Consider the following 25,033-nt stretch of genomic DNA (forward strand, 5'->3'; position numbering starts at 1 on the left):
AAACCTAAATGTCGATACGTTTTGTTATAAAATTATTTTTATGTTTTGTTAGAAGTTCAAATGCCTGAATTTCTCGCCCTCAATTAATTTTGCAGGTTGTTAGATGCTATTATATAGTACGATCAAATAATATAATTTGTTTGTAAAAATTTGCAACGAGTTCTAGGAACATGCCCTAATCATTATAAAAAAAATGATTGCTTGTATTAAGTAAAATATCGAAAAATTTATGTAGGAGAATTAAGATGTCTAGAATAATTTGCGTTAAAAAATTTGCAAATCGTTTAGAAGCAGAACTAGCGAAGTCGCTTTTGGAATCAAAAGGAATTATGGCAAATGTTTCTGCTGATGATAGTGGTGGAATGGAAATGATGCCTGTTCAACTAATAGGGGGAGTTGAACTACTTGTTTTAGAAGATCGACTTGAAGAAGCTTTGAATATTTTACGAGTTTGAGATGAAAAAGTATACCGTTCTTCCTGAAAAAGGGCGTCTGTTAATTTCTACTGACTTACACGGAAACTATGGTGATTTTCAAACATTGAAAGAATTTTTCTTCTGCCAAGAAGAACCTGTATACTGGGTTATTTTGGGAGACGCTGTGCATGGACCCAGTCGTGAACATCGCAAAAAAAATCTATACGATTATAGTGATCGATCATGGGATATTGTTTCCGAATTAATGGATTTGATGGCGAAAAATAAAAATATTTACTATGTACTAGGAAACCACGATCATGGACATATTGGTGGACGAACTACGCGTAAATTTCATCAAGATGAGGTGGCATATTTGCGCTCCTCAATTACCAGTAAACAGCATCTTGAAATGCAGTATTTTTTTCAAAACTCACTTCTTGCTATTGTCGTTCCAAACGGGCTTTTACTAACGCACGGTTCGCCTGATGATACACTACTAAACATAGAAGATCTTAATGATATTTCTTTTGATCCCAAAGAAAATAATAATTATCAAAATGAAGTGCTGTGCAGTTTCTTAAGTCATTATGGACAGGAAGAACAAGTAACAGCAAATCTTTTGAAGCGTTTATCGCAAAATTTAAATTTATCAATAAATGTTGTTATTCATGGACATGATCGCTCTCTAGATGGATGGTTTGTCGAAGGAAATAACCAGCTTTGTCCAGTTATTTTTGGCGCAGAAAAGCAAAATAAAAGTTATGTTTTCGTTGATTTATCAGAAAAATTTACTGAGGTGTCGCAGCTAGAGAAATATATTTTTACTATTTACCATTGAAATTAGTTAAGGAAAAGGCAATGCGGATTTTAGTGACAGGAGCAACAGGGTTTATTGGTGGTCGTACAGTAGAGAAATTATTAACTTTGAATTATAAAGAAGTGCGAAGTTGCGGACGAAATCATGACAAAGGCAAGCCTTTGGTCGATAAAGGTGCCACTTTTTACAGTGGTAGCTTGTTAAATGAAAAACATTTAGAGGAAATTACTCGCGATATTGATGTGGTAATACATTGTGCTGGTTTAGCAGGTACTTGGGGGAAGTACGGTGATTATTACCAAGCCAATGTTCTGGCCACAGAAAAATTACTCACTGCTGCGCAGAAAAACGGAGCTAACCGTTTTATTAATATATCTTCACCAAGCATTTATTTTAACTACAATGATCAGTTAGATCTTAGCGAAGGGGATTTACCTGTAAAGTTTTCAAATCACTATGCAAAAACGAAATTCGAAGCTGAAAAATTAGTAGAAGCAGCGCACAGTAATAGTTTTTTGACGGTTTCTTTGCGCCCGCGCTTTGTGATTGGAGCAGGAGATAATCAAATTTTACCGCGCCTTATACGTTTGCAACAGTCAAATATGCTAGTACAAATAGGGAATGGTGAAAACATTGTTGATATGACCACTGTAACGAATGTGGTTTGTGCTATACTTCTTTGTATTGATGTTTCTTCGCAGTCAATGGGAGAGGTTTATAACATTAGCAATGGTTCACCTGTTAAGTTTTGGGAATTTGTCGATATGGTCATTACAAAGATGAAATTGCCTACTAAGCGCAAAAAACTATCGTATTCAGTGGTCTTTCCTCTTGCAAAATTGAACGAGTTTTTTTCGTTAGCCCTTCGACGTAAAAAAGAACCACGTTTACTTCCTATTACTGTTGCTGCTTTAGCTAAATCAATGACTATGAACATAACAAAAGCTCGTAAGAATTTAGGTTATGACCCTAAACAGAGTTTGGAAGAGGGGGTTGACGAGTTTCTATTGTGGTGGCAAAACAAGATTGAATAATCATTGATATTTTGAGCAGCGCAATCAAATATTGAGATTCTAAACGAATGAATTAAATTTGTAATTAGTTGTCTACTACTGTTGATTTTATGATGATTTTCTATAAGTGAATGCTAGGAGATATTATGCGGAAAGTATGTATTTTTCTTTTGAGCTGTTGTTTGTATGCGCAGACAATGGATAAGTTACTTGAAGATTTAGAGCGTAAAGATTGGACACAAAGGATTTGCGCTGCTTACGAATTAGGAAATAAGGAAGTTAATAAAGAGTTGGTTTTACATCTTATAAAACTAATGAATGATAAAGAAATTGGTGTTCAGAATTTAGCGACGAGCGCTCTTATTCGAGCAGCAAATAGCGATGAAAGTGCTATTGTTTTATCTCTTATTTTTGATCATCTACGACTTAAAAAGAATATCAAAAAAGTTTTATACGTACTTAGTAAAACTGAGAAAAAAAAGTCTTTGATTTTTCTTGAAATATTACGCTTTTTAGAAAAGCATCCTGGAAAAACAACTTTAGCATTAAAGATAGGAAAAAAAGAAGACTTTGCTCCAGTTTTGTTGAAAACATTGAGAAAGGAAGATGTTTTTGTAAAAAAGCGAATTTTTGCTATTTTAAAGCAGTATCACAGTGGTTATTTGCCGTACAGCGAAGATATAGATGAATATTTAAGAACAACAGTTAAGATTTTGATAGAAGAGCAAGAGTTTTTCGAAGAGTTATCAGAAAAATTGAAGGTTGAAAGTAGCATTGTTAGAAGATATGTCTTTGCGCTTACAAAGGAGATAGAAGCGCGTGTAGTCAAGGCTGAAGAAAATGAAGTTGCAGAAGCAGTGAAAAAAATGATTATTAGAATGACATCAAGCAAAGAGGGTAAAGCTTTTATTCCTGAATTGAAAAAATTGTTGTCCCATGAAAAACTGGAAGTAAAAAACCATATTATTGATATTCTTAGAGCTTCGAAAGAAAATACTAGCGACTGTTTACTGCCTTTAGCTAAACTACTGAATGAAAACGAAAAGTATGAAAATCTTGAAAAATCTGTAGTTGAAATAGCACTTTTTTTTCCAAAAGTGTTTATCTCCGAAAAAGTAGATATATGTTTAGCGGACAAATTAAAGAGTGCAAAACAAAATGAATTTCGGCGACGACTTACGAAATGTTTTTCTGAGATAAACATAGTAACACCAGCGATTATAAATACAGTTATTAATCTTTTGGATGATGATGATCGTTATATGCGTATGTTAGCATATAAAACTTTATATAAGTTTGGTATGAAAGCTGAAAAATCTTTAATTTTAGCTCAAAAGTATTATCCTCATCGCATTGACCGTTTGTTAAAAGCTATACAGCAGAAAGATGAAATCAAAGATCCGTTGCCTATCGATAATCGTAAGAAAAATTATGAAGTAAAACTGAAAGAACTTTTTTTAGATGAGATTGACTACTCATTTGGTCACCGTGAGGCTCAGAATGAAGTTGAAAAATTAACTTACTCCGAACCTTACACGGTAAACACTTTAGTGGATATTGTGTTACTAGATAATGTTTTTTTGAGTGCTAGTGCAGCGAATACTTTAGGGAAGGTAGGAGGAGAGAAGGTTATTCTTGCTCTTTTAAATTTATTAAAGCGTCCCAAATGGTCAGTAAAAAGAAATACGATTAGGGCCTTAGGTTTGTTACAAGAAGACCATAGGGTTGTTTCAGCGCTTGTAAATGTGATTCGCAGCGAAAAAATTGGTTTATTGAGGTTAGAGGCGGCGCAAGCTTTGTCGCTGCCTATACATTAATTTGTAGCAAGGGGATGTTATTATGTGGAAGGTATATCTTATTCTTTTCAGTTGTTGCCTGAATGCCCAAATCACAGAGCAATTATTAGAAGATTTAGAACACGGAGACTGGATACAAAGAATTTGCGCAGCCTATAAATTGAGAAGTGAAAAAGCCTCTGATGAGGTCGTTGCAGGCTTGGTAGATGCGCTAAGCGATAAAGATCGTGGAGTCCATAATATTGTTGCTGATTCGTTGATTCAGATAATAAATGACAATAATAATAGGAAATACTTACATTTTTTATTTGAGAAATTGCGGTCAAAAACTGCTAGTGTTGCGATTTTTTATGTACTTTCTGAGCTTAATGACCATAAATCTCTTATTTTTTTAGAAATTTTGAGTTTTGTTAGAAACAATTCGCATTCAATTAAGGAATGTGAATATGTTTTGAGTTCTGTAGAGCAGGATTTAACTCCGTTTGTTCAAAATCTAAAAAATGAAGATCTCTTTATAAAAATGCGCGTGTTTGAAATTTTAAAACAGCTTGATTCTGGTAATAAAAGTAATGTAAAAAATGCAATAAATAAACGGCTTGGAGATGTCATAAAGAATTTGATAAAGAGTGAGAAAAAAATTTTACCCGATAAGTTGATGGAGAAGCTTCAGGGTGAAGATGCTATTGTTCAAAAGTATTTACACGTTATTTTGACAGGAGCAAATAAAGAACAGTTTAACTTGGGAACACACGATCTTACAAAAGTGGCAAAGAAAATAATTATTAAAATGGTAAATGAATCAAAAGGAGAAGCTTTTGTTTCGCTTATTTTGGAAAATTTAAAGTATAGTGATAATAATGTTCAACACTATAATATTTCTATACTAGACTCTTTAGAAGAAAAGTCTAAGGAAACTAATTCTTCGCTAATTGTTAGTGCGCTTGTTGAGATTTTAAGTGGCGAGGACCGCTATATGCGAATTATGGCAAGTAGGATATTACTAAGTTTTGGTGAAAAGGCTCGTCAAGCTTTAGTGGAGGTAAAAGAGTCTTGTCCGCGCGCTGGTGTTCTTATAAAGAAATTTGATAGATTTAAATCATATAAAAAGCAAAATTTACAAAAGAAATTATCGAGTGTTCGAAAAAAACCTGTTGTTGAATATAAAAAACTTCTTATTTCCGTTATGTTAGAATATTTTGAAAAAAGAGTGGTTGACGTGAGCCTGAGGGATCTTGATTATGCGCAGCCCTATAGCCTTTCGACATTAGAGCAGATTGTCAAAGGAGAAAATACCTTCTTAAGTGTTTATGCTGCATTGGCATTATCCAGTGCAGGAGAAGAAGGAATTTCTTTATTGCTTAAGTTATTGAAACATAAAAACTGGCTAGTTCGTCGTAATGCAATAATAGCTTTAGGTAATGTTTACCCTCAGAGTAAATCAATTAAAAGAGCGTTAATGAATATTATTTTAAATGACGGAAGTGGTTTTTTTAAAATGCAAGCAGCACAAGCTCTTACGAAACGAGATTATTAAATCGCTCGTAACTACTTTGCTAGTGGCCCTAGATTACTATATGGAAACGGTAATAATTATGGATTCAGTTCAACCTCAAAAAAGAATTGTTATTCTAGATGTTTTGCGCGGTTTTGCAATACTCGGTATTTTAGTGATGAATATCCAATCATTTGCCATGCCATCAGCGTCTTACGAAAATCCTATAATAGTAGAGGATTTTGTTGGTGTTGATATGTTGGTGTGGATTGCATGTATGATTTTTGCAAATGGCAAGTTCATGGCTATTTTTTCGCTGCTCTTTGGTGCAAGTGTTCTACTTATACTTGATAATGCTAAGAAAAAAGGTCGTCGTAGTGGGGTTCTTCATTACAAACGTAATTTTTGGTTACTTATTATTGGGTTTTTTCATGCTTATATAATTTGGTTTGGGGATATACTTGTTAGTTATGCGCTGTGTGCTTTTGTTTTATACCTATGGAGAAATGCTTCAGCAAAGAAACTTTTTATAAGTGGAATTTGCGCTTTTCTTGTCTATGCATTTCTAAGTGTACTACTTCATGCGGTTTTTTTGCAAATGTCAGAGGATGATCTGATTGCAGCAGGTTTAGACGAATCTACAGTATATCAGGAGCAGCAAATGGAAACGCGTATTTGGCAACAAGGGAGTTGGCAAGAACAGTTTGCGCTGCGCGCTGAATATTCTTTAGCTATGCAAACGATTATGTTTGTGCTATATACTTTGTGGTATGGTCTAGGTTGGATGCTTATTGGTATGTCTATATACAGGAGTGGTTTCTTGCGAGGCGAAAAAAGCAAAAACTATTACCTGCGTTTTCTTCTCTATGGTGCTATTTGCGGTATTACAGCTATCTCTTTTGGTATAATATGTAATCTTGAGCAAGGATTTAGTTTGGAGTATAGTGGAACTATTGGTACATTGTGGAATTTTTTTGGAACCATACCACTGGTGTTTTCATACGTAGCGCTTATTATTTTGTGGTGTAAAAGCAGTGTCTTTCATAAATTTAGAAATTCTCTTGCGTGTGTTGGGCGTATGTCACTGACTAATTATCTTAGTCAATCACTTATATGCAGTGTGATTTTTTATTATTTCGGTATGTTTGGGAAATTAGCGCGATGGGAACAATGTATTGTCGTTGTACTTATCTGGAGCGTACAAATTATATTTTCTCAATTATGGCTACGAAAATTTTCTTTTGGACCATGCGAGCGTGTTTGGCGTTATTTAACCTATGATTTTAGATTGATACGTAAAAATTAAAGTCACAACGCAGATAAAATGAATTTGTAATAGATTCCAAGATCGAGGTAGTAAACTATGTCAAAATCTATTGTATATTTTTCTCACGGTAAAGAAAGTGGACCGTGGGGAACTAAAATTTCGCGGTTAGCTGAAATTTCGAAGGAATATTCATTTTCGGTAGAAAGCCCTGATTATTCGTTTACCAAAAATGGTGATGAGCGCGTTGTTCACTTTATGGAAAATATCTATGATAATAAGTATCAAAAAGTTGTTTTAGTTGGTTCAAGTATGGGCGGATATTTAGCAACTGTGGTTTCACAGCGTATAGAGGCTCTAGGTCTATTTTTACTTGCCCCTGCACTCTATATGCCCGGTTATTCTTGCCAAAAGTATAAATCACAGGCTGCGAAAATTAGCGTTGTGCACGGATGGAATGACACTATTATTCCCGTGGAAAACTCTATGCGCTTTGCACAAAAACATCACTGTGATCTGCATGTTATTGATGGCGACCATCGTTTGGTTGGTGTACTAGATGAAATTGAAAAACTATATCGTAACTTTTTAGATTTGATCACTTCTTAGGTTATTTTTTATGAAATATTTAATTAAAACTGTTATTGCTTGTGTTTTTATTTTTGTGGTTCTAGGTTGTGGCACTGTACAGTCTCAAACTCAAAAAATAGATATACTGGCCGAAAATCCTGATTATATTGGGCCTTTTTCGGGCATTGTTTACGATGGAAAATGGGCTGTGTGTAATCCACTTCGTATTGTTGATTTACCTCTAAGTCTAGCGGCAGATTTTGTGATTATGCCGTACACAATTTATCGCGCGAATGAAAAATGTCGTTTAGAAAAGTGCGATGCTCCCGAGTAAGACGCGTTATCAATTAGATAACGACAGTGACATATTACGACAGTTTTTCGCTCTTACTATCAGCTAGGAGTTAATATGAGTTGGACAAGAGTATTTTTGAGACTTATTGGTATACTCAGTGCTCTAAATGGTTTATGGATGCTTATTTCTAGTTGGAGTTGGTATCATCATATACCATTTGAGGTATGGAATATTGGTCCGTATAATGCGCATTTTATTCGCGATATAGCGATTATTTATATTGTCCAAGGTGTTACTTTCTATTGGTGCGCAAATAATCTGAAAAAATGCCGATCTGTTTTTATAATAATGGCAATGATTGTTATTGCCCATGGTGTTTTGCACATTGTTGATCTTATTTTATATCGAATTCCAAGTAGCCACTGGATTGTGGATATATCGAGTATATTTATTCCTGCGATATATATGTCTTTGTTGTGTATTCCTCATATTTGGAATGGCGTGGTAGTTCACGCAGAGAAAATCGATAGACAGAAGCAAGAGTATGTCGCAATGTACGTTTTGTTGTTTACGGCTTGTTTAATTAGTCTTGTGTATTTTTATGTAGCGACTTTTCACTATAAAGATCATTCTGTTGGAAAAATTGAGTGGTACAATGATTTTTATCTTGCCCAGCAACACGCTAGCCAAAAAAACATGAGGCTTTTAGTAAAAGTAGAAGCGCCTGTTTGTATTAATTGTAATAAATTGGATTCTATTACTTTTGCCGATCGCACCATAAACAAATTGTCAGATTCTTTTATTTGGGTAAAAATCAATCGCGTTGAAAACAATGCGTTGTGCCGTAAATTAAACATCACTCAGTGCCCAACGATTGTTTTTTATGAACCCAGTGGTAAAGAAATTGTTAGGGTCGCAGGTTTTTTAGATTCTGCGAGTTTTATTTCTTTAGCTGAAGACATTGTTAAATAGGATTGTTACCTGTATTATTTTTGTTTTATAAAGCTCTGAAAAGCTTTTTGTATGCGACGAGGCCATATAGGATCTTGATTTTGCGTTGATGTTGTGGAAAAATACTCTGGAAAATTTTCGAAGTTTAGTTTTTGTAAATCGAAAAGAAAAAGCTGAGCATTCTTTGTTGGAAAAGCTGCGTATTGCCAGTCAGAGCAAAAATTTGCGCCGGAGTTTTTGTGGTATCCTGGGAATATAGGAAAATAAATTTTAAATTTTATGGAGTAGATATAATTTTCATGAGAAGTAAATATTGCAAGCATTTTTCCGTTGGGGGAAAAAGATAAGTGAAATTTTCCTCCTGGTATTGTGATCCGTTCTTGCTGCCAGTTGGATTTTTGGTTTTTAGATATTAGGTATAGTCGTTGTTGTGTGTTCGCTACAGCCAACATTTCTTGCGTAGGGTGCCAAGCCAGTAATTTGAAAAAATATCCTTCTTCTTTTAGTTCAGATTTGTAAATAACTTGACCATTTGTCTTTATAATATCGACCAGATCTTTTTGGCCAATAGCGATAAGTTTTTTAGTTGGATGTACAACTATTTTCTCAATTTTTACGCGGCAACTGTAAATCTTTTTTACTTTTCCTGAAGAGTAGAGCCATAGCTCTTTTTCGCGACTGAAATATAATTCATTATTTGCGGAGAAAGCAATGCTTTTTATTTGAGGGTTTTTACTGTGCTGCCACTCCTTAATGTATTTATTGTTTAATTTTTTACCATCAATAATTTTTGAAGTTGTGCGTAAATCGAGGTTGCTAATTTCGCTACTTTTTAGAAGAATAATTTGCTGTTTACGTAGTTTTTTGTTGTGTGTAAGAGTAGCTATCCACTTATTGTCAGGGCTTAATCGCATATCCCATAACTCAGATAAAAAATCGGTTTTTAAGTAGTTGATATATTTTTCTCCGTGCTTTTCCCAAATTGATATACCTCTGTACCACGGCAACATAACAGTTTGTATTTGGCCATTTTTTTTTATTAGTAGAGACGGTCCAGATGATACTAAATCTTCGTTAACAATATTTCTTATTGCTAATTGGTAAACTTTTAAAGTATCCGCGCTTGGTTGTAATAGCTGTGTGAGAGAGAACGGAATTTGCCATTTTTGGAAATAAAATTTTTCTTCTTTTCGTAAAATAGCGGTGATGATGTTGTTTGTTTTGTCGTAATGTGCGTGATAAACATTTGGTTGCTGATAAATAGTTTCTTTACTGTATAAGTCGCGTAAGTAAAAATGATTTTCTTTATCAATAGTGAAGAAAAAATGGTGCTGGGCAAAGGATATTGTGTGTATTGGACTGTAGTTTTGTTGCTGTCTAATTGTGCTGGCAAAATTATCTTTTAATAAGGTAACATAATTAATTGCTCCTGTATCACTTCCCCATAAAAGTGTTTTTTGGTTGGGACTTATAGCACTGGCTGTAAGTGCTTCTTTTGATGCAGTAGTAAAAGTGTATCGTTGTTTTTTTGCAGTCTTTGTATCGTAGATATCTAAGGTTTTTCCCACATGAATGATAAGTTTGTCGTTTTTTTGTATGGGAAATGAATCGCGTTTGTACTCGCCAATAAAAGTAGTTACTTTTTTATCAAAATTATGAAGATAGTACCCTTGATTTTCAATGCGAAATACTAAACTTTGAGATTTTGGAAAAAAGCTGTAATTTGTTGCTTTTTCTAGTGTTTCTTGCCCTTGCAGTGTTTTAGTATAAATATCTCTTATTACTTTTTTGGTACGAGTGTCTATAGCTGATAACCCGTAGGGCTCCTCTGCATATACAATGTAGCGCGAATTCGGTGAAAACGCAAGTTGCGATGATATATATTTTCCTATAGATTCTTCTTGCAGAAGATCTCGTGATACTACGTCATAAATACAACATGATCGTTTACCATCTACTTTTAATATCAAAGTTGCTAATTTTGTTCCATCTGGCGAAAAACAGAAAGAATCGCATTTTGCGGTTAGAAAATTATTTTTGGATACGAGAGATGTGTTTTTTGGAGAAACTTGTTTGGTATCTAAAAGATAAAGTTTTCTTGAATTGTTAATAAAAGCAATGTGTTGGCGCGATGAAGATGCTATTTGGTATATACCTTTTATGTCTTGTAATTCAATACTTTTTAAAATTTTTGGGATACTTGGCAATAAAAAATAGCGCATTATACTATTTGTTCGATTTAAAAAATGCGTAATATTTTGTTTTTGTTCCGTAAGTGCTTGTTCGTACTTTTTATCATGGATCTTATTCTCTAAACTGCTATATTGTCGCGAAATTTCACTTAAAATAGAGTTGATTCCTCTAGAATCGTAGTATTTTTCATAAAGTTGCATAAGCCCATTGTTAATAGCGTTTGCATACGAACTAAAAGATTTTATCTCTGTCCGCCGTTTATTTTCTGATTCTTGCTCTTGAACTTTTAGAATCCGATCTTGAGCTTTTAGAATCCGATCGTAAGAAAGGACTAGTAAAATAAGAAGAGAAACAACTAGAGTAAAAACACCTGTCGCAAGCTTATTTCGTTGTAACCACCATACGGATTTTCTTACAATACTTGGTGGTTTTGTGCTGATTGGTTTACCTTCAATAACACATTTTAACTCTTCGCATAAAAAATCTACTGAAAGCAAACGGTCATTTGATTTTTTTTCCAAGCATTTCAAGCAAATTGTTTCTATATCACTATCTTTTTTTACCTTATTATTTACACGCGATGGAGCAATAGGCTTAGTGTGAGATACTTGAAATAAAACTTCGAGAACATTGTCTCCTGTAAAAGGAGAAAAGCCAGTTAACATTTCGTATAAAATAACTCCTAGGGCATAAACATCGCATCTCTCATCTGCTTTTTCGCCACGCATGATCTCTGGAGCTATATATTTTGGAGTACCAATAATATCTCCCGTTTTTGTTACATCGTCTGCTTTATCTAAATTGCGTGCTAGCCCAAAATCGAGAATAATAGGAATACCTTGCTCTGATACCATAATATTTTCAGGTTTTAAATCGCGATGTATTATTTTTTCTTTATGTGCGTAGGCGATGCCAAGGCATACTTGTAAGAGCATTTCTAATTTTTGCTTAAGAGGTACTTTTTTATTCATATATTCTTTGAATGAAATACCCTTGATGTAGTCCATAGAAAAATAATATAAGTTATTGCCTTGGACATCAGAACAATTATTGAGCTCTTTTATTTTTATGATGTTTGGGTGATTGAGTTTTGCAATAGATTGTGCTTCTGTTATGAACCTTTTCGTGGCATTACTGTTTGTTCCTTGGTCTAGTCGAATAAATTTTACAGCACATTCATGTTGTAAATAAACATCGCGCGCATGGTAAACAACACCCATTCCGCCGCGACCTAGCTCTTTGATAATTTCAAATTTACCAATTTTTTTTTGCGCTGGTAGATTTGCAAATTTAGTTGCCATTTCGTTGGCACTATACCAGGTAACTCCATCGCTTGAAATAGCACAACTATTATCAATGTTTCTTTTTTGTATCATTGTTTTTAGCTGATCAGAAGAATAAGGTCCGTATTTTTTATGCTGATTTTTATTGTATATATACCAAGGATTCATTTTTTCCTCATGACTATAAAGTTACAATTAGGTATGGGCGTAACTTAGTATAATGTTTTGTGAGGAAATTTTACAATTAAAAATTTATAGTTTTTTAATATGTATTAGAGGCTAAATTTAAGTTAAATTTTATAAACTTTGCGAATAGAACGTGTCTATTTGGGGATTTTTGATAAAATAAAACTCAGCACAGCAAAATTAAAACAATTAAAGAGAGAGCTCCTGCACTTCTCTAACACTATAGCCATTAAAATATCAAGAAAGTTAATATAATGAGTACGGAAAATGTTAAACCTCGGATGCTTTTGCACATTGCATCAAAACTCAAATTTATTGAGAAAGAACAAGCTCGCGATATATTGAAGTCTTCTAGAAATATAGAAATACAACTTGTTTCTTGCCTGAGTAAATCGCAATTTCATATTGTGCGTCTTTTGTTTATTTTGAAATCGATACTCAAAATAGCAGAGTATAAAAATTTTATTTCCCGTGTTGAATATATTCATTTGCTTGATTGTCAGTTTACTTTAGCGCAAAAAAGTGTCCCAGAAATTGCGTCAGCAATGGGTGACAAGCTTAGTTCTCCTGTGATTGTAAGAGTGGTAAATGTTTTGGTAAAAACAAATATACTTTCAAGTAGTGATAAAGACTTTATTCTAGATATCGTGGCTAAGAAATATTCTTCAGTACCGCGTTTACCTAAAACAATAGATGATATTCAACTTGATCGCGAAGAGACTATATCTATTTTACGTCAAACATCTTCTATGCCGATTGTTCCTCAAAACAAGAAGTTTGTGTTAAAGGAATATAATATCGTAAAAAAAATAACCGACGATGTGTATTTGGCTTTGGATGAAAAAAACCAAGGAGTGGCAATGGAGCTTTTTTCTTACGATGTTAGCAATGAGTTGGTTAAAAAGTTTCATGATAAAATACAGATTTTAAAGACTCTTGAACACAAAAATATCGTTACGATGTATGATTTTGGTTTTTATCCTTCCTATCATCAGTACGCTTTAATCAAAGAATATGTTGATGGAACAAGTGTTAAGCAAATGGTGGGTAAACATGCGAAGCTTACAATTCCTTTAGCTCTAAAAATAATTTATTATGTTCTTAATGCCTTGAAGCATGGTCAAACGCAAAATATTACTCATGGAAACGTTCGTCCAGATAACATAATAATCACTGGGGATAAATCAGCAAAACTAGATGGCTTTTGTTTGGATCGTATTGTAAATGAGTTAGAGATGAAGTCTGATAAAAATGATACATATTTTTATATGTCGTTAGAGCAAATTCAATCTCCAGAAAAAATTGATCAACGCTCGGATATATATAATGTAGGAGCTAGCTTATATTTTATGCTATCAGGGCGTTCTCCTTATTTTGAGTGTGCTAATATGTATGAAATTGCAACAGCTTATATACAAGACCGCAAGCCCGCTGCATTAACAGGGATTCCGAGTGGTGTTGTGGAAGTAATAAACAGAGCGATGATGATAGACAAAAAGAAGCGTTACCAAACACTCTTTGCAATGCAGTCGGATATCAAAAAACTTTTGAAGGAATAAATCTAAATCGCTTTAAAAATGCATATTTTCTAGGCTTTGTTGCGGTTTGTTTCGTAGATTTCTATTTATTTTTTTTGGGTATTTTTCTTATTGCTGTACGATCGATATTGAGATAGATAAGAGAAGTTAGGCGTGTCATCATTCAAAATATTGTGTGTTTTTTCGGGCGCGGGCTCGCAAACGGGCTCGGGCTCAATACTACTGGCGTATCATTAAATAAATCCGTTATATTTTTATCTGTATTGAATGATGACACGCCCTAATTCTTTGGGTAATTTATTTATTCTTGTTCCTTCAAGTGTCAATAGTCTGAGAGAAGACAATTTTCTAATTTCTTTTGGTAATCTTTCTATCACTGAATGAACCAAACCAAGGTGAACAAGAGAAGATAATCTACCAATTTCTTTTGGAAGTTCTGTTATATTCGCATTGCTTAAACATAAATGAGTAAGAGAAGAGAGTTGTCCAATTTCTTTTGGTAACTCTCTTATGTCTGTATCGCTTAAGTATAAATGAGTAAGAGAAGAGAGTTGTACGAAAACTACATTTTCAAAAATACAGTTTTCTACTGAATGTGCTGCTATTTTTGATGCTGCGAAAATTATGGAAATCATTGATTCCAAGCAGTGGCAAAATGGAAAAAATTTATTAGGCCGTATTGTTTCTATGCTTTGTAAAATGCTATAATTACTTCGGCTACGATTACGGATACGGTCAAGGTCACGCTCACGAATTTCTAATTGATGACAGGCCCAAATTCCTACACCCTACTTACTAAAGATTATTTTACCTTCTACTGGTATAGTACTCTCAATACCTTTATTAGAAAAATAAGTGAAAAATAATTGACAGGTATTTGCTTCTAATAATTTTTGTTTTTGTAGAGTTGTTATATTTTGTAATTTTGCTGCCCATACTACTGGAGTGAGTTCATTAATAAGTGTTGAAACAATGGGAACATTATGTTGGGCGATAGTAACCGCAGCTCGCTTTCTAATTAAGGAGTCTGCTAAACCAGGGTATGCGATATTAAATAGCTCTTTGTTTGTCATGTCAAAACGTAGAGAAAACGTCTGTTGATTTGATAGCTGAATTTGGGTTGGTGATAGTAATTTGGGATGGCTATCTTGAGAACTCGGAAAAAAAGCAATTTGTTGCCACGGATCAGCTAGAATACTATGCTCAATATCTTCAGAATGCATTTTTATGCGTACATCTACTTCGTACAACTGTGGTGTTTTCGGAAACTTGTCTTTACTTGTTAAGGTAAAATTTAAAAAATTTCTGTTTTTCAAACTACCAGGGTTTCTCAAAAGAAAAGAAATCTTGTCGTTGTTGGTTCTCAGGTGGCAATGAAAAGAATGATATCCTTGTGGAACAGTTGCAGGCGCTACGGCTAAAGAAAGTCGAGGAGAAGTTCCTACTAGTGTGGGGATAATATTAGCAAAAGGACGTACTTGTACATCGCGGCGCGCAGGTATAATAGTAACAGCATTACGCAGGCGACTACTACCTAAACTTGTGATGACTGTCAAATCCACAGTTGTTTCTTCTGATTGTGCGTAGGGAATTTCAATATCGTTAAAATAAGCATATAGCCCTTCCATGTCTGGAAGAACATCAATTCGATGTGCTTTGTGGGTTCCGACAAATACTTCTGGATTGCGCCATAATTCGTGGCCGCGAATGAGTAGATGTTGAGTCTTGTTAGAAAAAGCCTTGAGAACCATTTGTTTACTATCTAGAGGGGGTAGAACCATCGGTCTGGGACGCGACTTGTGATGTAGACTAATGAGAGCGTTAGTGAGAGATGACATATCTCCAGGCAATACAACTTCTATTTGTTGTTGTTGCCACAAAGAAGTAGAGTCTTTCTTTTTTCCTTGTTCGTCAATCCAGTGTGAAACCCCTGTTAAACTAATAGAAGATTGCCATGCCGGAACAACAATGGATGCGGTAAAAGTGTGGCGTATAGGAGTATGCAAGAATATTACTTCGCCATTATTTAAAGAAAATTTAGGCCCTAAAATCCACCCAAATTTTTTTGTTCCTTGCCCGAAACCAATAACTAACGGACGACGTTTAATCGCGTTAACTAGAGTTTGTGATTTACGTATATATTCTAAAGATTCGTCGAAATTCATTCCCTGTGGTAAAGCTGCTTCAAGAGAAAACAAAAGGTTTAACAAATTCTCCTTGGAACTTACCTCGGATATATTTTGGGCGTGCTCCTTTGGTTCTACTCCTGCCACATAAGGATCAAGGCTGTGAGTTCGTAAGTGTTTTATATGTTTTTTGAAATTAGCAAGGCCTTTTTGGTGAGCAAAAACTTCAACAACGAAATTAGTTGTTCCTTTAAATTCTAAAGGTTGAGTGCGGATATTAACAGTGTCGTAAAAGTAATTTTGATATTTAGAAACAACATGTGTTACGGCAGCTTCCATGAAAAATTTGCGATGTGAACGGTGATTGAGAATTTGTTTCCATTGTTTGGGATCGTTTATCAAATCGAGGATATGGTGGTGCGTTTGTTCCCAATTATAAATCAATTTTTTCACCTGTGAACGCGTTGTCCCAGGCATTTTGGCGCTTGGTGGGACGTAGCGTTTGTATAATTTTCTCTCTTCGCTGTTAAGACTTAAGGTTTTTTGTTTTGTTAGTTCTTGTTGAAGGCCTATTATTATGCGATCTTCTTTTTGTTGTTGGTCAAAAATGATATGGCGCAAATCTCCTGGTTCAATATGCCCTGTGACCAATCGCCTTTGTAAAATTGTAATTTCTTTATTGATATCATCTTTCAGAGAATTTAACCATTTGCCGTACAATTCTTGGAAATCTTGGTCTTTAGAAATAGGCGGTGATGAGGACAGTTGGACTGTGGCCATTGCATAACGTGAACTTTTTTTTCCAGGGAGTAGTGTAAGATCAAATTTTAAAGTATATAAGGTGAATCCTCGTAAATCATGTGTATCATCAAGCTGTTTTTCGCGAATAATAGCGTTTACCGCATCGCGGTAAGCCATATGGTCGTGTAATCGATCAAGAGAACTTATTTGCGCTTTGGTTTCTGCAATTTGTTCTTTTGGTAGTGTTTGTGAAGATTTAAATTCGCTTTGTTGTTTACTTGGCGCGGTGTTAGATATAGGAGGTACTAAATTACTTTGCGGTTTGGGATTCGCGGAAGCTTTGTTATTAAGCTGTTCTTGTAGCTCTTTTACCTGAATTTGATGTTGTAATCTTGCAATTTCATTTTGGCGTTGTAATTGTTGAGATTGATTTTTTTTCTGTATGTCATTTACTTCGCCAGCAAGTGGTTTATATGTGGTATTTAGCCTGTTGAAAAAACCTTCAAAATTGCGTACTTCACTTAAGCCTTGGAATGTACTTTGTGGTTTTTTTTCCAATTGATCTTTCAACCACTGATTTTCTCTAATTCTAGTATTGACAAGCCTTTCTCTCGTGAAAACTTGCGGATGACTAATATAAAGAGAACCGTGGGATTGGCATCCACAAAGAAAAAGTGTAATTCCGATACACCAATATGCTATTTTCATTTTATATACCTATCGTTTTAAATTGTTTCGAATTCAAAAAAATGCATTTTCTAAAGTTCATATCTTCTTGAAAACAAAATGATCTTTGTCATCTTTCTTTTGGATGAAATTGCAATGTTATTAAAGCAGTAAATAAGACAACTGTGATAGATTAAACACTTTGGGAATGTAATCTAATCTTTAACCTCAGAAAAAATTTTAAGTTTGTTCATTCTCCATAAAGTATAGCCACCGATCATACCATACATTACTCCTGAAAATAATAAAGCTGTTTGGATAGAATAAGCATCAGTAACAACTCCTATAATTGGTCCCAAGATTGCGTATTGTAGTTTCTGCACTAAGTTTTTAACAGAGAGAACGGTCGCGCGAATGTCAGAAGAGACAATTGCATTTACATAATCTTGAAAAATAGGGGTATGCACACCACGCACTAAATAAAATCCGAGAATAAATGGCAAAGTAATTAGTGATGGATAACAGCCCATCACAATATAAGAAACAGAGCCTATTACTGTAAAAGATGCAAAAGCTTTTGTTTTTCCCAAGTACATTTCATAAGCGTTTGCATATCGCGCAAAAATAGCCATAAATCCCAATTGTGTGGACCACAAAATTCCGAACCACCCAAGAGAGATACCTAGTAATTGATAATATGGTTGTGTGAGCCATACCATCGTGTAAGTAAGAGTTCCTAGTGTTGCGCTATAGAAGATAAGCCATTTTACTTCTTGTTGTTGTATTAGTGCATATTTGGTGATATCTATAATATCAACTAGTGGGTTTTTAGTTTTTTTCTTCTCTCTTTGTGGTTCTTGGAGAAGTAATACTAATGGAATGAGAGTAAGATATATTGATGTTTGTACATATAATGGAAGGCGCAGCGTTACTAAAGCAAGGAGACCTCCTATTATACTTGCTGCTGCTTCGCTAATACCTGTTAGACTGTAACTGTAGGCTTCAAATTTTCGATAATCACTTTCTTTTTTTATAGTAAGAAGACTGTCATATGCCAAAGCAGAGTCGGCGCCAGATATGAAACTGTAAGCGATACCTAAATTGATTGCGCCTATTAGTATTGTTGAAAAATCGTGTGCATAACAATAAGCTACATGCCCAATTACAGCAAAAATAACTCCGACTAGCATACTGCGTTTACGCCCTACATAGTCGGCAAAGTAGCCACTCGGAATTTCTAAAAGAACTATCATAACTGCATATATTGACTGCACTGTGTATATTTGAGTCTGTGTAAGGCCGTTTTCTTGAAAAAATGGTACTATAACAGGGACAAATAGCAAAAAGGTTCGTATCGAGCGTATAGCGTAAAGTAGTGTGATATTGCGTTTCATGTCTATCCTGTAAAAAGTTGTAGTAGGTATTGCGGTGGTACAAGCCACTGAAATATGAATACACAAGTGGTCGAAAGCGCTATGCTGATCACGAACACTAGAATAAACTCCATTAAAATAATTCCACGCAACATTTTATAACTACACCCCATTTTTGATAGAGTTTGAAATTCTTGGGTACGTATACGTATAGATAACATAATAATTAGAACAAGAAACAACGACACTGTCGTGATCACAAGGATAAAATATGCCTTGAAGAAAGCGTGTACACGTAGTATTAAAGACATTAGTCGATCAATAACTTTTAGTGGTTGAATGAGAGTTATGTTTTCATTACCTTGGTAGTCGCCGAGCAAGATGGTTTTACTTTTGTGATCGCGAGCGATGATTAAAATGGTGGTTATTGGCAACTCCTCTGCTTTTCCATGATGATGGAACATATCGAGGTTGTCTAAAGTTACTTGAGGATATTCGTATATTTTTGCTTTAGAAATGACAACATTTTTTTGTTGGGTGTTCTTGGTTATATTGTCATGACCATGAAAAATACCTTGGATAATCCACGTGGTTTTTATGTCCACAAATATTGCATTGTCATCAGCAGAATAGTTTGGACGCAAAATCCCAACTACTTTCATTTTTAATGGATAAGAAGCTGAAATGTCATAGAGGTTTTTTTGATCAGAAAGAACAAAGTCTCCAACTTGTATGTTCATATCTTGGGCAGTACTGGCACCGACGACTGCTTCTCCAAGAATACTCGGAAGCCTTCCTTGTTGTAAGGAAATTTTGCGTAAAGAAAAGTAATCTAAATGCGTTCCTATTATTGGAATGTTATCGTAATAAGCGTTTTGTTCATTGTTTGTGTAAAGTTTGTGTCCTGTGAATGGCAAGTACATTGGAATTACTTTTCCTACATGTTTCATATCTTCGAGGTTTTTCATCGATAATGAACCAGGATAAGAACCTTTGTAGTATAACGAGCGCAATAGAATGTCGTAGTCATTTCCCCGCTTGCCAGCTATTAAAGTTACTTGTTTGGCGCGTTTTTTAAGATCATTTTGATAATTTTCAATAATGAAGTAGGCGGCTAAAGGAACTATGGTTGTTAAAACAAGGCAGATGGTGAGGATTATTGTTTTTGTGTAGTTGTGTACTATATATTTATAAGCAAGAAATAATACAGATCTCATTCTTCCAATCCTTTCTCCCCTACATGAATGACGCGATCAAATTGATTTAATAAGCTGTGATCGTGGGTGATCATTAAAAAAGTGGTTTGTTCGTTAATTTCTTTCCACAGAAGATCCATTATTTTTTTGCTGTTTTTGGGATCTAAATTTCCTGTTGGTTCATCAGCAATAACTATAGAAGGTTGATGAATAAGTGCTCTAGCAATTGCTACGCGCTGCTTTTCTCCTTGAGAAAGTTGGTGTGGTTTGTGTGTTGCTTTATTTTTGATAGACATCGCATTTAGCAAGTAATCTAACTTGTCAAGGGTTTGTGGTGTCGCTTTTTTGAACAGTAGGGTAAATGGCAGTAGTATGTTTTCTGTCACATTGAGATAGTCGAGCAATTCGAAGTTTTGGAATACAAAACCAACGCTACGTAAGCGAAACTGTCGTAATTGTTTGTCCGAAAAATTGTGAATTTGTTGGTCTGCAATTGTTATTTGTCCTGCATTTGAACGCAGTACACCTGCAATTAAGGATACCAATGTTGTTTTTCCGCAACCACTTTCACCAACAAATGCTACTTTTTCACCGCGAGCGATTGTTAATTGTTTGATATGGATTTCAAAATCACTTCCGTAACTAAAAAATAGGTTTTGCAATGAAATCATATTATTTTCTCCATAATAAATGAGGAACAATATGTTTTGCAAAAGTGTCTTTTAACCTTGAGATTAAAAGATTGAGTGCTGTTGTTTTGAATCGATTTCTTAAACCTTCTTTGATAAAGGTTATTTGTTGTTGGCCTTTTTCAACTGTTAACCTTGCACGCTGTGTTTTGTCGCCATACAAAATAATTGCTTTTTCTTGAGCCCATGTTTGTAAGTACTCTTCTAGAACATCCTTTGATTTTTCCCAAAAGTCAATTCCATCCTCGTATTCGGTTAAGTCGTTAAACATTTGGTTATAAAAGTCATTTGTTTTATTGTCAATATCTTTCGTCATTTTAGAGAATAACTCCTATAAAACGCGTTGTGGCTTGCGCAAAGATTTATAAAAATGGATCTTACTGCGAATTTTTTGGATATTCGTATAGAAACGTCTATTGTGGTGGTTATGGAGATCGATATAATAACCGAAAACAAACGCCTGGTTCTTCTTTCCGTGGACACTGTGGATCCTGCAGTATCGAATGGTTTTATTACTAGCACAAATCATACGATTTACATATTTTACCAAGTGGATTGTCAAAACAATCGACAAAATTTAATAAATTTTAACTTGTATTGCACTAATATAGCGATAGGTCCTAATCAACGGAAAGATTGTGTACTTTACAAAATTGTTGAAAGTTAATTTGTAAGGCATTTAATACTTGTGGGTTTTTTTTCCAAATAATTGTATTTTTTTTGAAGTGGTGAATACATTGATCTTTATTGGTTGCGTGCAAATATTTTTGCCAGTACTCATAGATAATTCTTGACTGAGAACCATGGATAATGAATTTTTTCCCTCTATTTATTTCTTGATGAAAAACAGTGTTACTAACGTTGTGAGAGCAGCTTCCGTGAAGCAGTAAAAAAAAAAGTAAAAAAAATCTGATAATCATACTTGACTTTCTAAATATTTGTGATAGTATATTCCAACCTCAATAGGGGCGATTAGCTCAGTCGGCTAGAGCACCTGCCTTACAAGCAGGGGGTCAGTGGTTCAAGTCCACTATCGCCCATTTTTCATTGGAGACGTAGCTCAATTGGTTAGAGTACCGGACTGTCGATCCGGTGGTTGCGGGTTCGATTCCCGTCGTCTTCGTCACTCCAAAAAAGTTAGAATCTGGAGACGTAGCTCAATTGGTTAGAGTACCGGACTGTCGATCCGGTGGTTGCGGGTTCGATTCCCGTCGTCTTCGCTACACAAACAATCTCCTAAACTACACCACAAAAACACACACAATCTCACAACAAACCTCTTTGTTATTTTTTCTTTTGTAAATGAGCAACTAAATTTCCTTGTTGGTATTTCACCATATATCCTTCTTTATCTACCCACATTTTAAGTTCATAAAACGGTGTTTTGAGTTGATAAACATATGTACCACCTTTTAGTTTCTTAAGTGGCGAAAATAGAGCTTTTGTTAGTTGCAATCGACGTGGATGAAATATATATACATTAATTTCGTTTGTAAGCGAAAATGGAAGTTGTGAAGCAAAAGTAGCGAAATGATGGTAAGAATTGTTGTCGAGAAATACATATTCTACATCTAATGGTATTAGACGATCTATAATATGGGTTCCTTTTTGAAAATGAGCTTTAACACCGCTTTTTTTAAAGTTACAGTTGGCTTGTATTGTTGATTTACCTTCCACATCTTTTTGCTGTAATTGATAGTGTACTGGTTTTAAGTTTTCGTTATATTGAGTTTTTGATGTAAAAGAAACTCCTGAAGCAACTAAATTACCTATCGCTGTAACTTCGTGAAGTTTTTTTTGTTCATTGAAGTGAACAAAGAATTCAATAATGCCTGTTTTTTCTCCTGCAACGGTTGTGACATAACGATACATTTGTCCTGATTTAAATGGAAACGGACGAATTTTCGGAAGCGCATCACTTGGTTTTTTATAGACAACATCTTCCGTATTTAGTTCTATAATTGTGCTATTGAGTTGATGTTGTTTGACGCGTAGAATTTTTTTCTTATCGTTTGATAGCCAAAATGTCAATTTACTGGCATTTTCTTTTACCATTTGAAATACTTGCGTTTTGTGTCTTTTTCCTAAAATCTTTATATTGCGTGTACCTAGAGGTACTATTGTCATTTTTGTCGATGGAACACTTAAGGCGTTTGGATTGATACCTTGAGGTTCTACTACAAAAAATGATAGGGGAAATTGTTCACATTTAGCGAAAAGAGGTATTAGTGAAAAGTAATTTGTGACGACAGTGACTCCGCGATTCAGAGGTAATTCGATATTTATAGGAGGTTTTGCAGAGCTTGACAATATATTTACGCTGTTCTCTGAAAATAGATATTGCTGTTGCTCCGTTGCTAAGTTTCTTTGATATTCTAGCAGATATGCAGCTACTTTATTTTTTGATTTACTAATAATTGTTTTTTCATCGATGATATATTTATTGCCTTGCAAATTAAAAACAGACCAACTTTCAATAATACGCGCAGGTTTATTCTTGTAATCGAGCTCTGTAAAACGAGCATGAATATAGCCTGCATCTTTGTTTCCAATGCTAACACTATAATAAAGATCTTCTGCAAATACAAAAGATAGTGCGAGTGATATGAATATTAAAATTTTCATTGTTGGTGACGAGGATTTTTCGAAGGAACTGCCAATAACTGATGCAAAACCTGCATTTTCCTCGTATCTCCCTTCTCTAAAACGAATTTATATTAGATGTCTACACAACAATATTATGCACTGCTAAAGAGTTTTACTACCTAAAATAACCAAATAAGGCGCGTCACCAATTAAAACATTATGCTGAAAAATTCGTGACCCTAACGGTAATCGTGATCGTAGCCGAAAATAATAAATTGTTTTTAATATAGAAAACATTTATCTTTTGTACGATTACAGCTATGAGTTCTATAATAAATTAGCTTTAGGTTTTATAATTGATGGCACTCCTTATTATGTCTTTCTAAGACTGTGCAAAAAGTTAAAATTTTTTAGCTTTTTGGCTCTTGGTTTCGTAGCTCGATAATGAAGAGCCACAAAGCCAAAAGTTGTATCTACTCTTTAAGATTGATCATTGTTTTCCTTTTTTTCTCCCTTTTGACTTTCTACGTAGATTTGTTTGAAATCAGCAGGGTAGAAATGCGGATAGATATAGTGTATTGGAAATTGAATGTTATTTTCTGTTATCATCTGTTGGATCTTGTCTTTTACTTGTTGATGGGAATAGCGAGATGAGAAATGAAATAACGCCAAAGAAGCTACCTCTGCTTCTATTGCTAGTTGACAAGCTTCTTGTATTGTTGCATGCGTTTTTTCCTCGCGATCATTTTCCAATACAAAAGTAGCGTCGTGAAGGAGTACTTCTGCTTTTTGTACTATAGAAGTATCTAAAGGCATTGTGTCTCCACTGTAAACTAAAAGATTTTTTTGGTATTCTTCATGGATAGCTTCGCGGCCTTGTTCTTTGATTATAGTAATTAGATCGTTTTGAGGCAAACCTTGGTGCTCTGCTTTTAAACGTTTTCTTACTTCTATAATTTTATATCCTAATGACAAAGTTCCCATGTGATCAGAGGCAAAAGCTTCTACAAAACGATTTGCGTGTAGTTGTACTTGGTCTCCTGGTGATATACCTTGCCAAGTTAATACAAAGGGAAGTTTGGGAATAGATAGATCAAGGTAGTCTTTGAACTGCAAGATATAAGTGTCACCTTTTGGGTAATATATTGTGAGAGGTTTTGTAATGTCACCCATTGATGAGGCTCTTGATTTTATGAACCCAGGTAATCCACCGATATGATCCCCATGATTATGAGAAATAAATATACGATCAATTCCGTAAATCATATTACGAAGAGCAAGGCTAATACCTTCTCCAACATCAAAAAGTATATGATCTGGACGATAATAAAACCAAGTAGAATATTTTGCGCGCGAATATCCGCAGATGTTTTTCATAATTTCGTGAGAAAGAGACATGATTTTTCATTTTAAAAATAGTTAAATATAGAATGGTAATAGCCAAAAGTATTGTCCACTAAATTTACTCGCTTGTTGTTTCATTGTGTATTTACACAGCTAAATATCAATTATCGAGTTTCAGTTGGGTACTAGTTACATTGATTCAAAATTATCAGCGTTTATAACGCAAAAATTTATGAATCAATGTACTAAGTGATTTGTTAAAAGTATTTACATTGAAATTTGTTGGTTTATTTTTTAGCATTAAATTAGGGCGTATTGACATTATCTTTTTTATAATTTAGCTTTTTTAGGAATTCATTTTGTTGCTTTTCTTGTTACAGAGCGTAATTTTGCACTTTCAAAGTGCTTTGCTACTTCCTAGAATAACTCACATTATATAAAAACCTAAATATCAACACGACCTAGTTTCGACACTAGGCAATTACTTTTATCAGC

20 protein-coding genes and 3 tRNA genes are annotated in these 25,033 nt (G+C 34.5%); 13 read left to right on the forward strand and 10 right to left on the reverse strand.

Annotation, left to right across the window (positions count from 1 at the left end):
* Positions 1 to 245 precede the first annotated feature (245 nt).
* The 9 genes from UABHE_RS14575 (at position 246) to UABHE_RS14615 (ending at position 8,638) form a co-directional block, all read left to right on the forward strand.
* Positions 246 to 455 (forward strand): putative signal transducing protein, encoded by a 210-nt coding sequence (locus tag UABHE_RS14575; protein WP_372371070.1) that lies wholly within the window; start codon positions 246 to 248, stop codon positions 453 to 455.
* 1 nt (position 456) lies between these two features.
* Positions 457 to 1,257 carry a metallophosphoesterase gene (locus UABHE_RS14580; protein WP_372371071.1) on the forward strand — a complete coding sequence of 267 codons (801 nt, stop codon included), beginning with the start codon at positions 457 to 459 and terminating at the stop codon, positions 1,255 to 1,257.
* 20 nt (positions 1,258 to 1,277) lie between these two features.
* Complete coding sequence (locus UABHE_RS14585; RefSeq protein ID WP_372371072.1) at positions 1,278 to 2,270, forward strand: NAD-dependent epimerase/dehydratase family protein; 993 nt, start codon at positions 1,278 to 1,280, stop codon at positions 2,268 to 2,270.
* A gap of 125 nt (positions 2,271 to 2,395) precedes the next feature.
* Complete coding sequence (locus UABHE_RS14590; RefSeq protein ID WP_372371073.1) at positions 2,396 to 4,066, forward strand: HEAT repeat domain-containing protein; 1,671 nt, start codon at positions 2,396 to 2,398, stop codon at positions 4,064 to 4,066.
* Positions 4,067 to 4,205: 139 nt separating this feature from the next.
* The gene (locus tag UABHE_RS14595; protein ID WP_372371074.1) at positions 4,206 to 5,579 is read left to right on the forward strand and encodes a HEAT repeat domain-containing protein; all 1,374 of its coding nucleotides are present in this window, start codon (positions 4,206 to 4,208) and stop codon (positions 5,577 to 5,579) included.
* A 58-nt stretch (positions 5,580 to 5,637) separates the two neighbouring features.
* Positions 5,638 to 6,843, forward strand: a complete 1,206-nt coding sequence (locus UABHE_RS14600) for a DUF418 domain-containing protein (protein WP_372371075.1) — start codon at positions 5,638 to 5,640, stop codon at positions 6,841 to 6,843.
* 57 nt (positions 6,844 to 6,900) lie between these two features.
* Positions 6,901 to 7,410 (forward strand): YqiA/YcfP family alpha/beta fold hydrolase, encoded by a 510-nt coding sequence (locus UABHE_RS14605; RefSeq protein WP_372371076.1) that lies wholly within the window; start codon positions 6,901 to 6,903, stop codon positions 7,408 to 7,410.
* A gap of 10 nt (positions 7,411 to 7,420) precedes the next feature.
* Positions 7,421 to 7,705 carry a YceK/YidQ family lipoprotein gene (locus tag UABHE_RS14610; RefSeq protein WP_372371077.1) on the forward strand — a complete coding sequence of 95 codons (285 nt, stop codon included), beginning with the start codon at positions 7,421 to 7,423 and terminating at the stop codon, positions 7,703 to 7,705.
* Positions 7,706 to 7,780: 75 nt separating this feature from the next.
* Positions 7,781 to 8,638: a thioredoxin family protein gene (locus UABHE_RS14615; RefSeq protein ID WP_372371078.1), complete on the forward strand. Its 858-nt coding sequence runs from the start codon at positions 7,781 to 7,783 to the stop codon at positions 8,636 to 8,638.
* A 14-nt stretch (positions 8,639 to 8,652) separates the two neighbouring features.
* On the opposite strand, the gene UABHE_RS14620 is transcribed toward UABHE_RS14615, so the two are convergent.
* On the reverse strand, positions 8,653 to 12,261 hold the full coding sequence (locus tag UABHE_RS14620) for a protein kinase (protein ID WP_372371079.1): 3,609 nt from the start codon (positions 12,259 to 12,261) through the stop codon (positions 8,653 to 8,655).
* A gap of 272 nt (positions 12,262 to 12,533) precedes the next feature.
* Here UABHE_RS14620 and UABHE_RS14625 point away from each other — a divergent pair, with 272 nt between their 5' ends.
* Positions 12,534 to 13,838 carry a serine/threonine-protein kinase gene (locus UABHE_RS14625; protein WP_372371080.1) on the forward strand — a complete coding sequence of 435 codons (1,305 nt, stop codon included), beginning with the start codon at positions 12,534 to 12,536 and terminating at the stop codon, positions 13,836 to 13,838.
* A 233-nt stretch (positions 13,839 to 14,071) separates the two neighbouring features.
* On the opposite strand, the gene UABHE_RS14630 is transcribed toward UABHE_RS14625, so the two are convergent.
* The 7 genes from UABHE_RS14630 to UABHE_RS14660 all read right to left on the reverse strand — a co-directional run bounded on the left by UABHE_RS14630 (position 14,072) and on the right by UABHE_RS14660 (position 21,528).
* Positions 14,072 to 14,452 carry a leucine-rich repeat domain-containing protein gene (locus tag UABHE_RS14630; protein ID WP_372371081.1) on the reverse strand — a complete coding sequence of 127 codons (381 nt, stop codon included), beginning with the start codon at positions 14,450 to 14,452 and terminating at the stop codon, positions 14,072 to 14,074.
* Between the two features lie 153 nt (positions 14,453 to 14,605).
* Entirely contained in the window at positions 14,606 to 17,392 is a 2,787-nt protein-coding gene (locus UABHE_RS14635) for a hypothetical protein (RefSeq protein ID WP_372371082.1), read from the reverse strand.
* 173 nt (positions 17,393 to 17,565) lie between these two features.
* Positions 17,566 to 18,744 (reverse strand): MFS transporter, encoded by a 1,179-nt coding sequence (locus UABHE_RS14640; RefSeq protein ID WP_372371083.1) that lies wholly within the window; start codon positions 18,742 to 18,744, stop codon positions 17,566 to 17,568.
* 2 nt (positions 18,745 to 18,746) lie between these two features.
* Entirely contained in the window at positions 18,747 to 19,940 is a 1,194-nt protein-coding gene (locus tag UABHE_RS14645; RefSeq protein WP_372371084.1) for an ABC transporter permease, read from the reverse strand.
* Entirely contained in the window at positions 19,937 to 20,590 is a 654-nt protein-coding gene (locus tag UABHE_RS14650; RefSeq protein ID WP_372371085.1) for an ABC transporter ATP-binding protein, read from the reverse strand. The genes UABHE_RS14645 and UABHE_RS14650 overlap by 4 nt, the downstream gene beginning before the upstream one ends.
* Position 20,591: 1 nt before the next feature.
* Positions 20,592 to 20,924 (reverse strand): hypothetical protein, encoded by a 333-nt coding sequence (locus UABHE_RS14655; protein WP_372371086.1) that lies wholly within the window; start codon positions 20,922 to 20,924, stop codon positions 20,592 to 20,594.
* Positions 20,925 to 21,228: 304 nt separating this feature from the next.
* Positions 21,229 to 21,528, reverse strand: coding sequence for a hypothetical protein (locus UABHE_RS14660; RefSeq protein WP_372371087.1), 300 nt, complete (start codon positions 21,526 to 21,528; stop codon positions 21,229 to 21,231).
* 46 nt (positions 21,529 to 21,574) lie between these two features.
* Between UABHE_RS14660 and UABHE_RS14665 the strand changes: the two genes are divergently transcribed.
* The 3 genes from UABHE_RS14665 to UABHE_RS14675 all read left to right on the forward strand — a co-directional run bounded on the left by UABHE_RS14665 (position 21,575) and on the right by UABHE_RS14675 (position 21,828).
* Positions 21,575 to 21,648 (forward strand) — tRNA-Val (locus UABHE_RS14665).
* Positions 21,649 to 21,657: 9 nt separating this feature from the next.
* Positions 21,658 to 21,731 (forward strand) — tRNA-Asp (locus UABHE_RS14670).
* A 23-nt stretch (positions 21,732 to 21,754) separates the two neighbouring features.
* A tRNA-Asp gene (locus UABHE_RS14675) sits at positions 21,755 to 21,828 on the forward strand.
* 64 nt (positions 21,829 to 21,892) lie between these two features.
* On the opposite strand, the gene UABHE_RS14680 is transcribed toward UABHE_RS14675, so the two are convergent.
* Together UABHE_RS14680 and UABHE_RS14685 are read right to left on the reverse strand one after the other, a co-directional pair.
* Positions 21,893 to 23,233 carry a hypothetical protein gene (locus tag UABHE_RS14680; RefSeq protein WP_372371088.1) on the reverse strand — a complete coding sequence of 447 codons (1,341 nt, stop codon included), beginning with the start codon at positions 23,231 to 23,233 and terminating at the stop codon, positions 21,893 to 21,895.
* Between the two features lie 441 nt (positions 23,234 to 23,674).
* A complete protein-coding gene (locus UABHE_RS14685; RefSeq protein WP_372371089.1) occupies positions 23,675 to 24,592 on the reverse strand; it encodes an MBL fold metallo-hydrolase in 918 nt (305 codons plus the stop codon).
* Positions 24,593 to 25,033 lie beyond the last annotated feature (441 nt).

This window comes from Candidatus Uabimicrobium helgolandensis, assembly GCF_041508025.1.
In the GTDB taxonomy this organism is placed as follows: Bacteria; Planctomycetota; Uabimicrobiia; order Uabimicrobiales; family Uabimicrobiaceae; genus Uabimicrobium; species Uabimicrobium helgolandensis.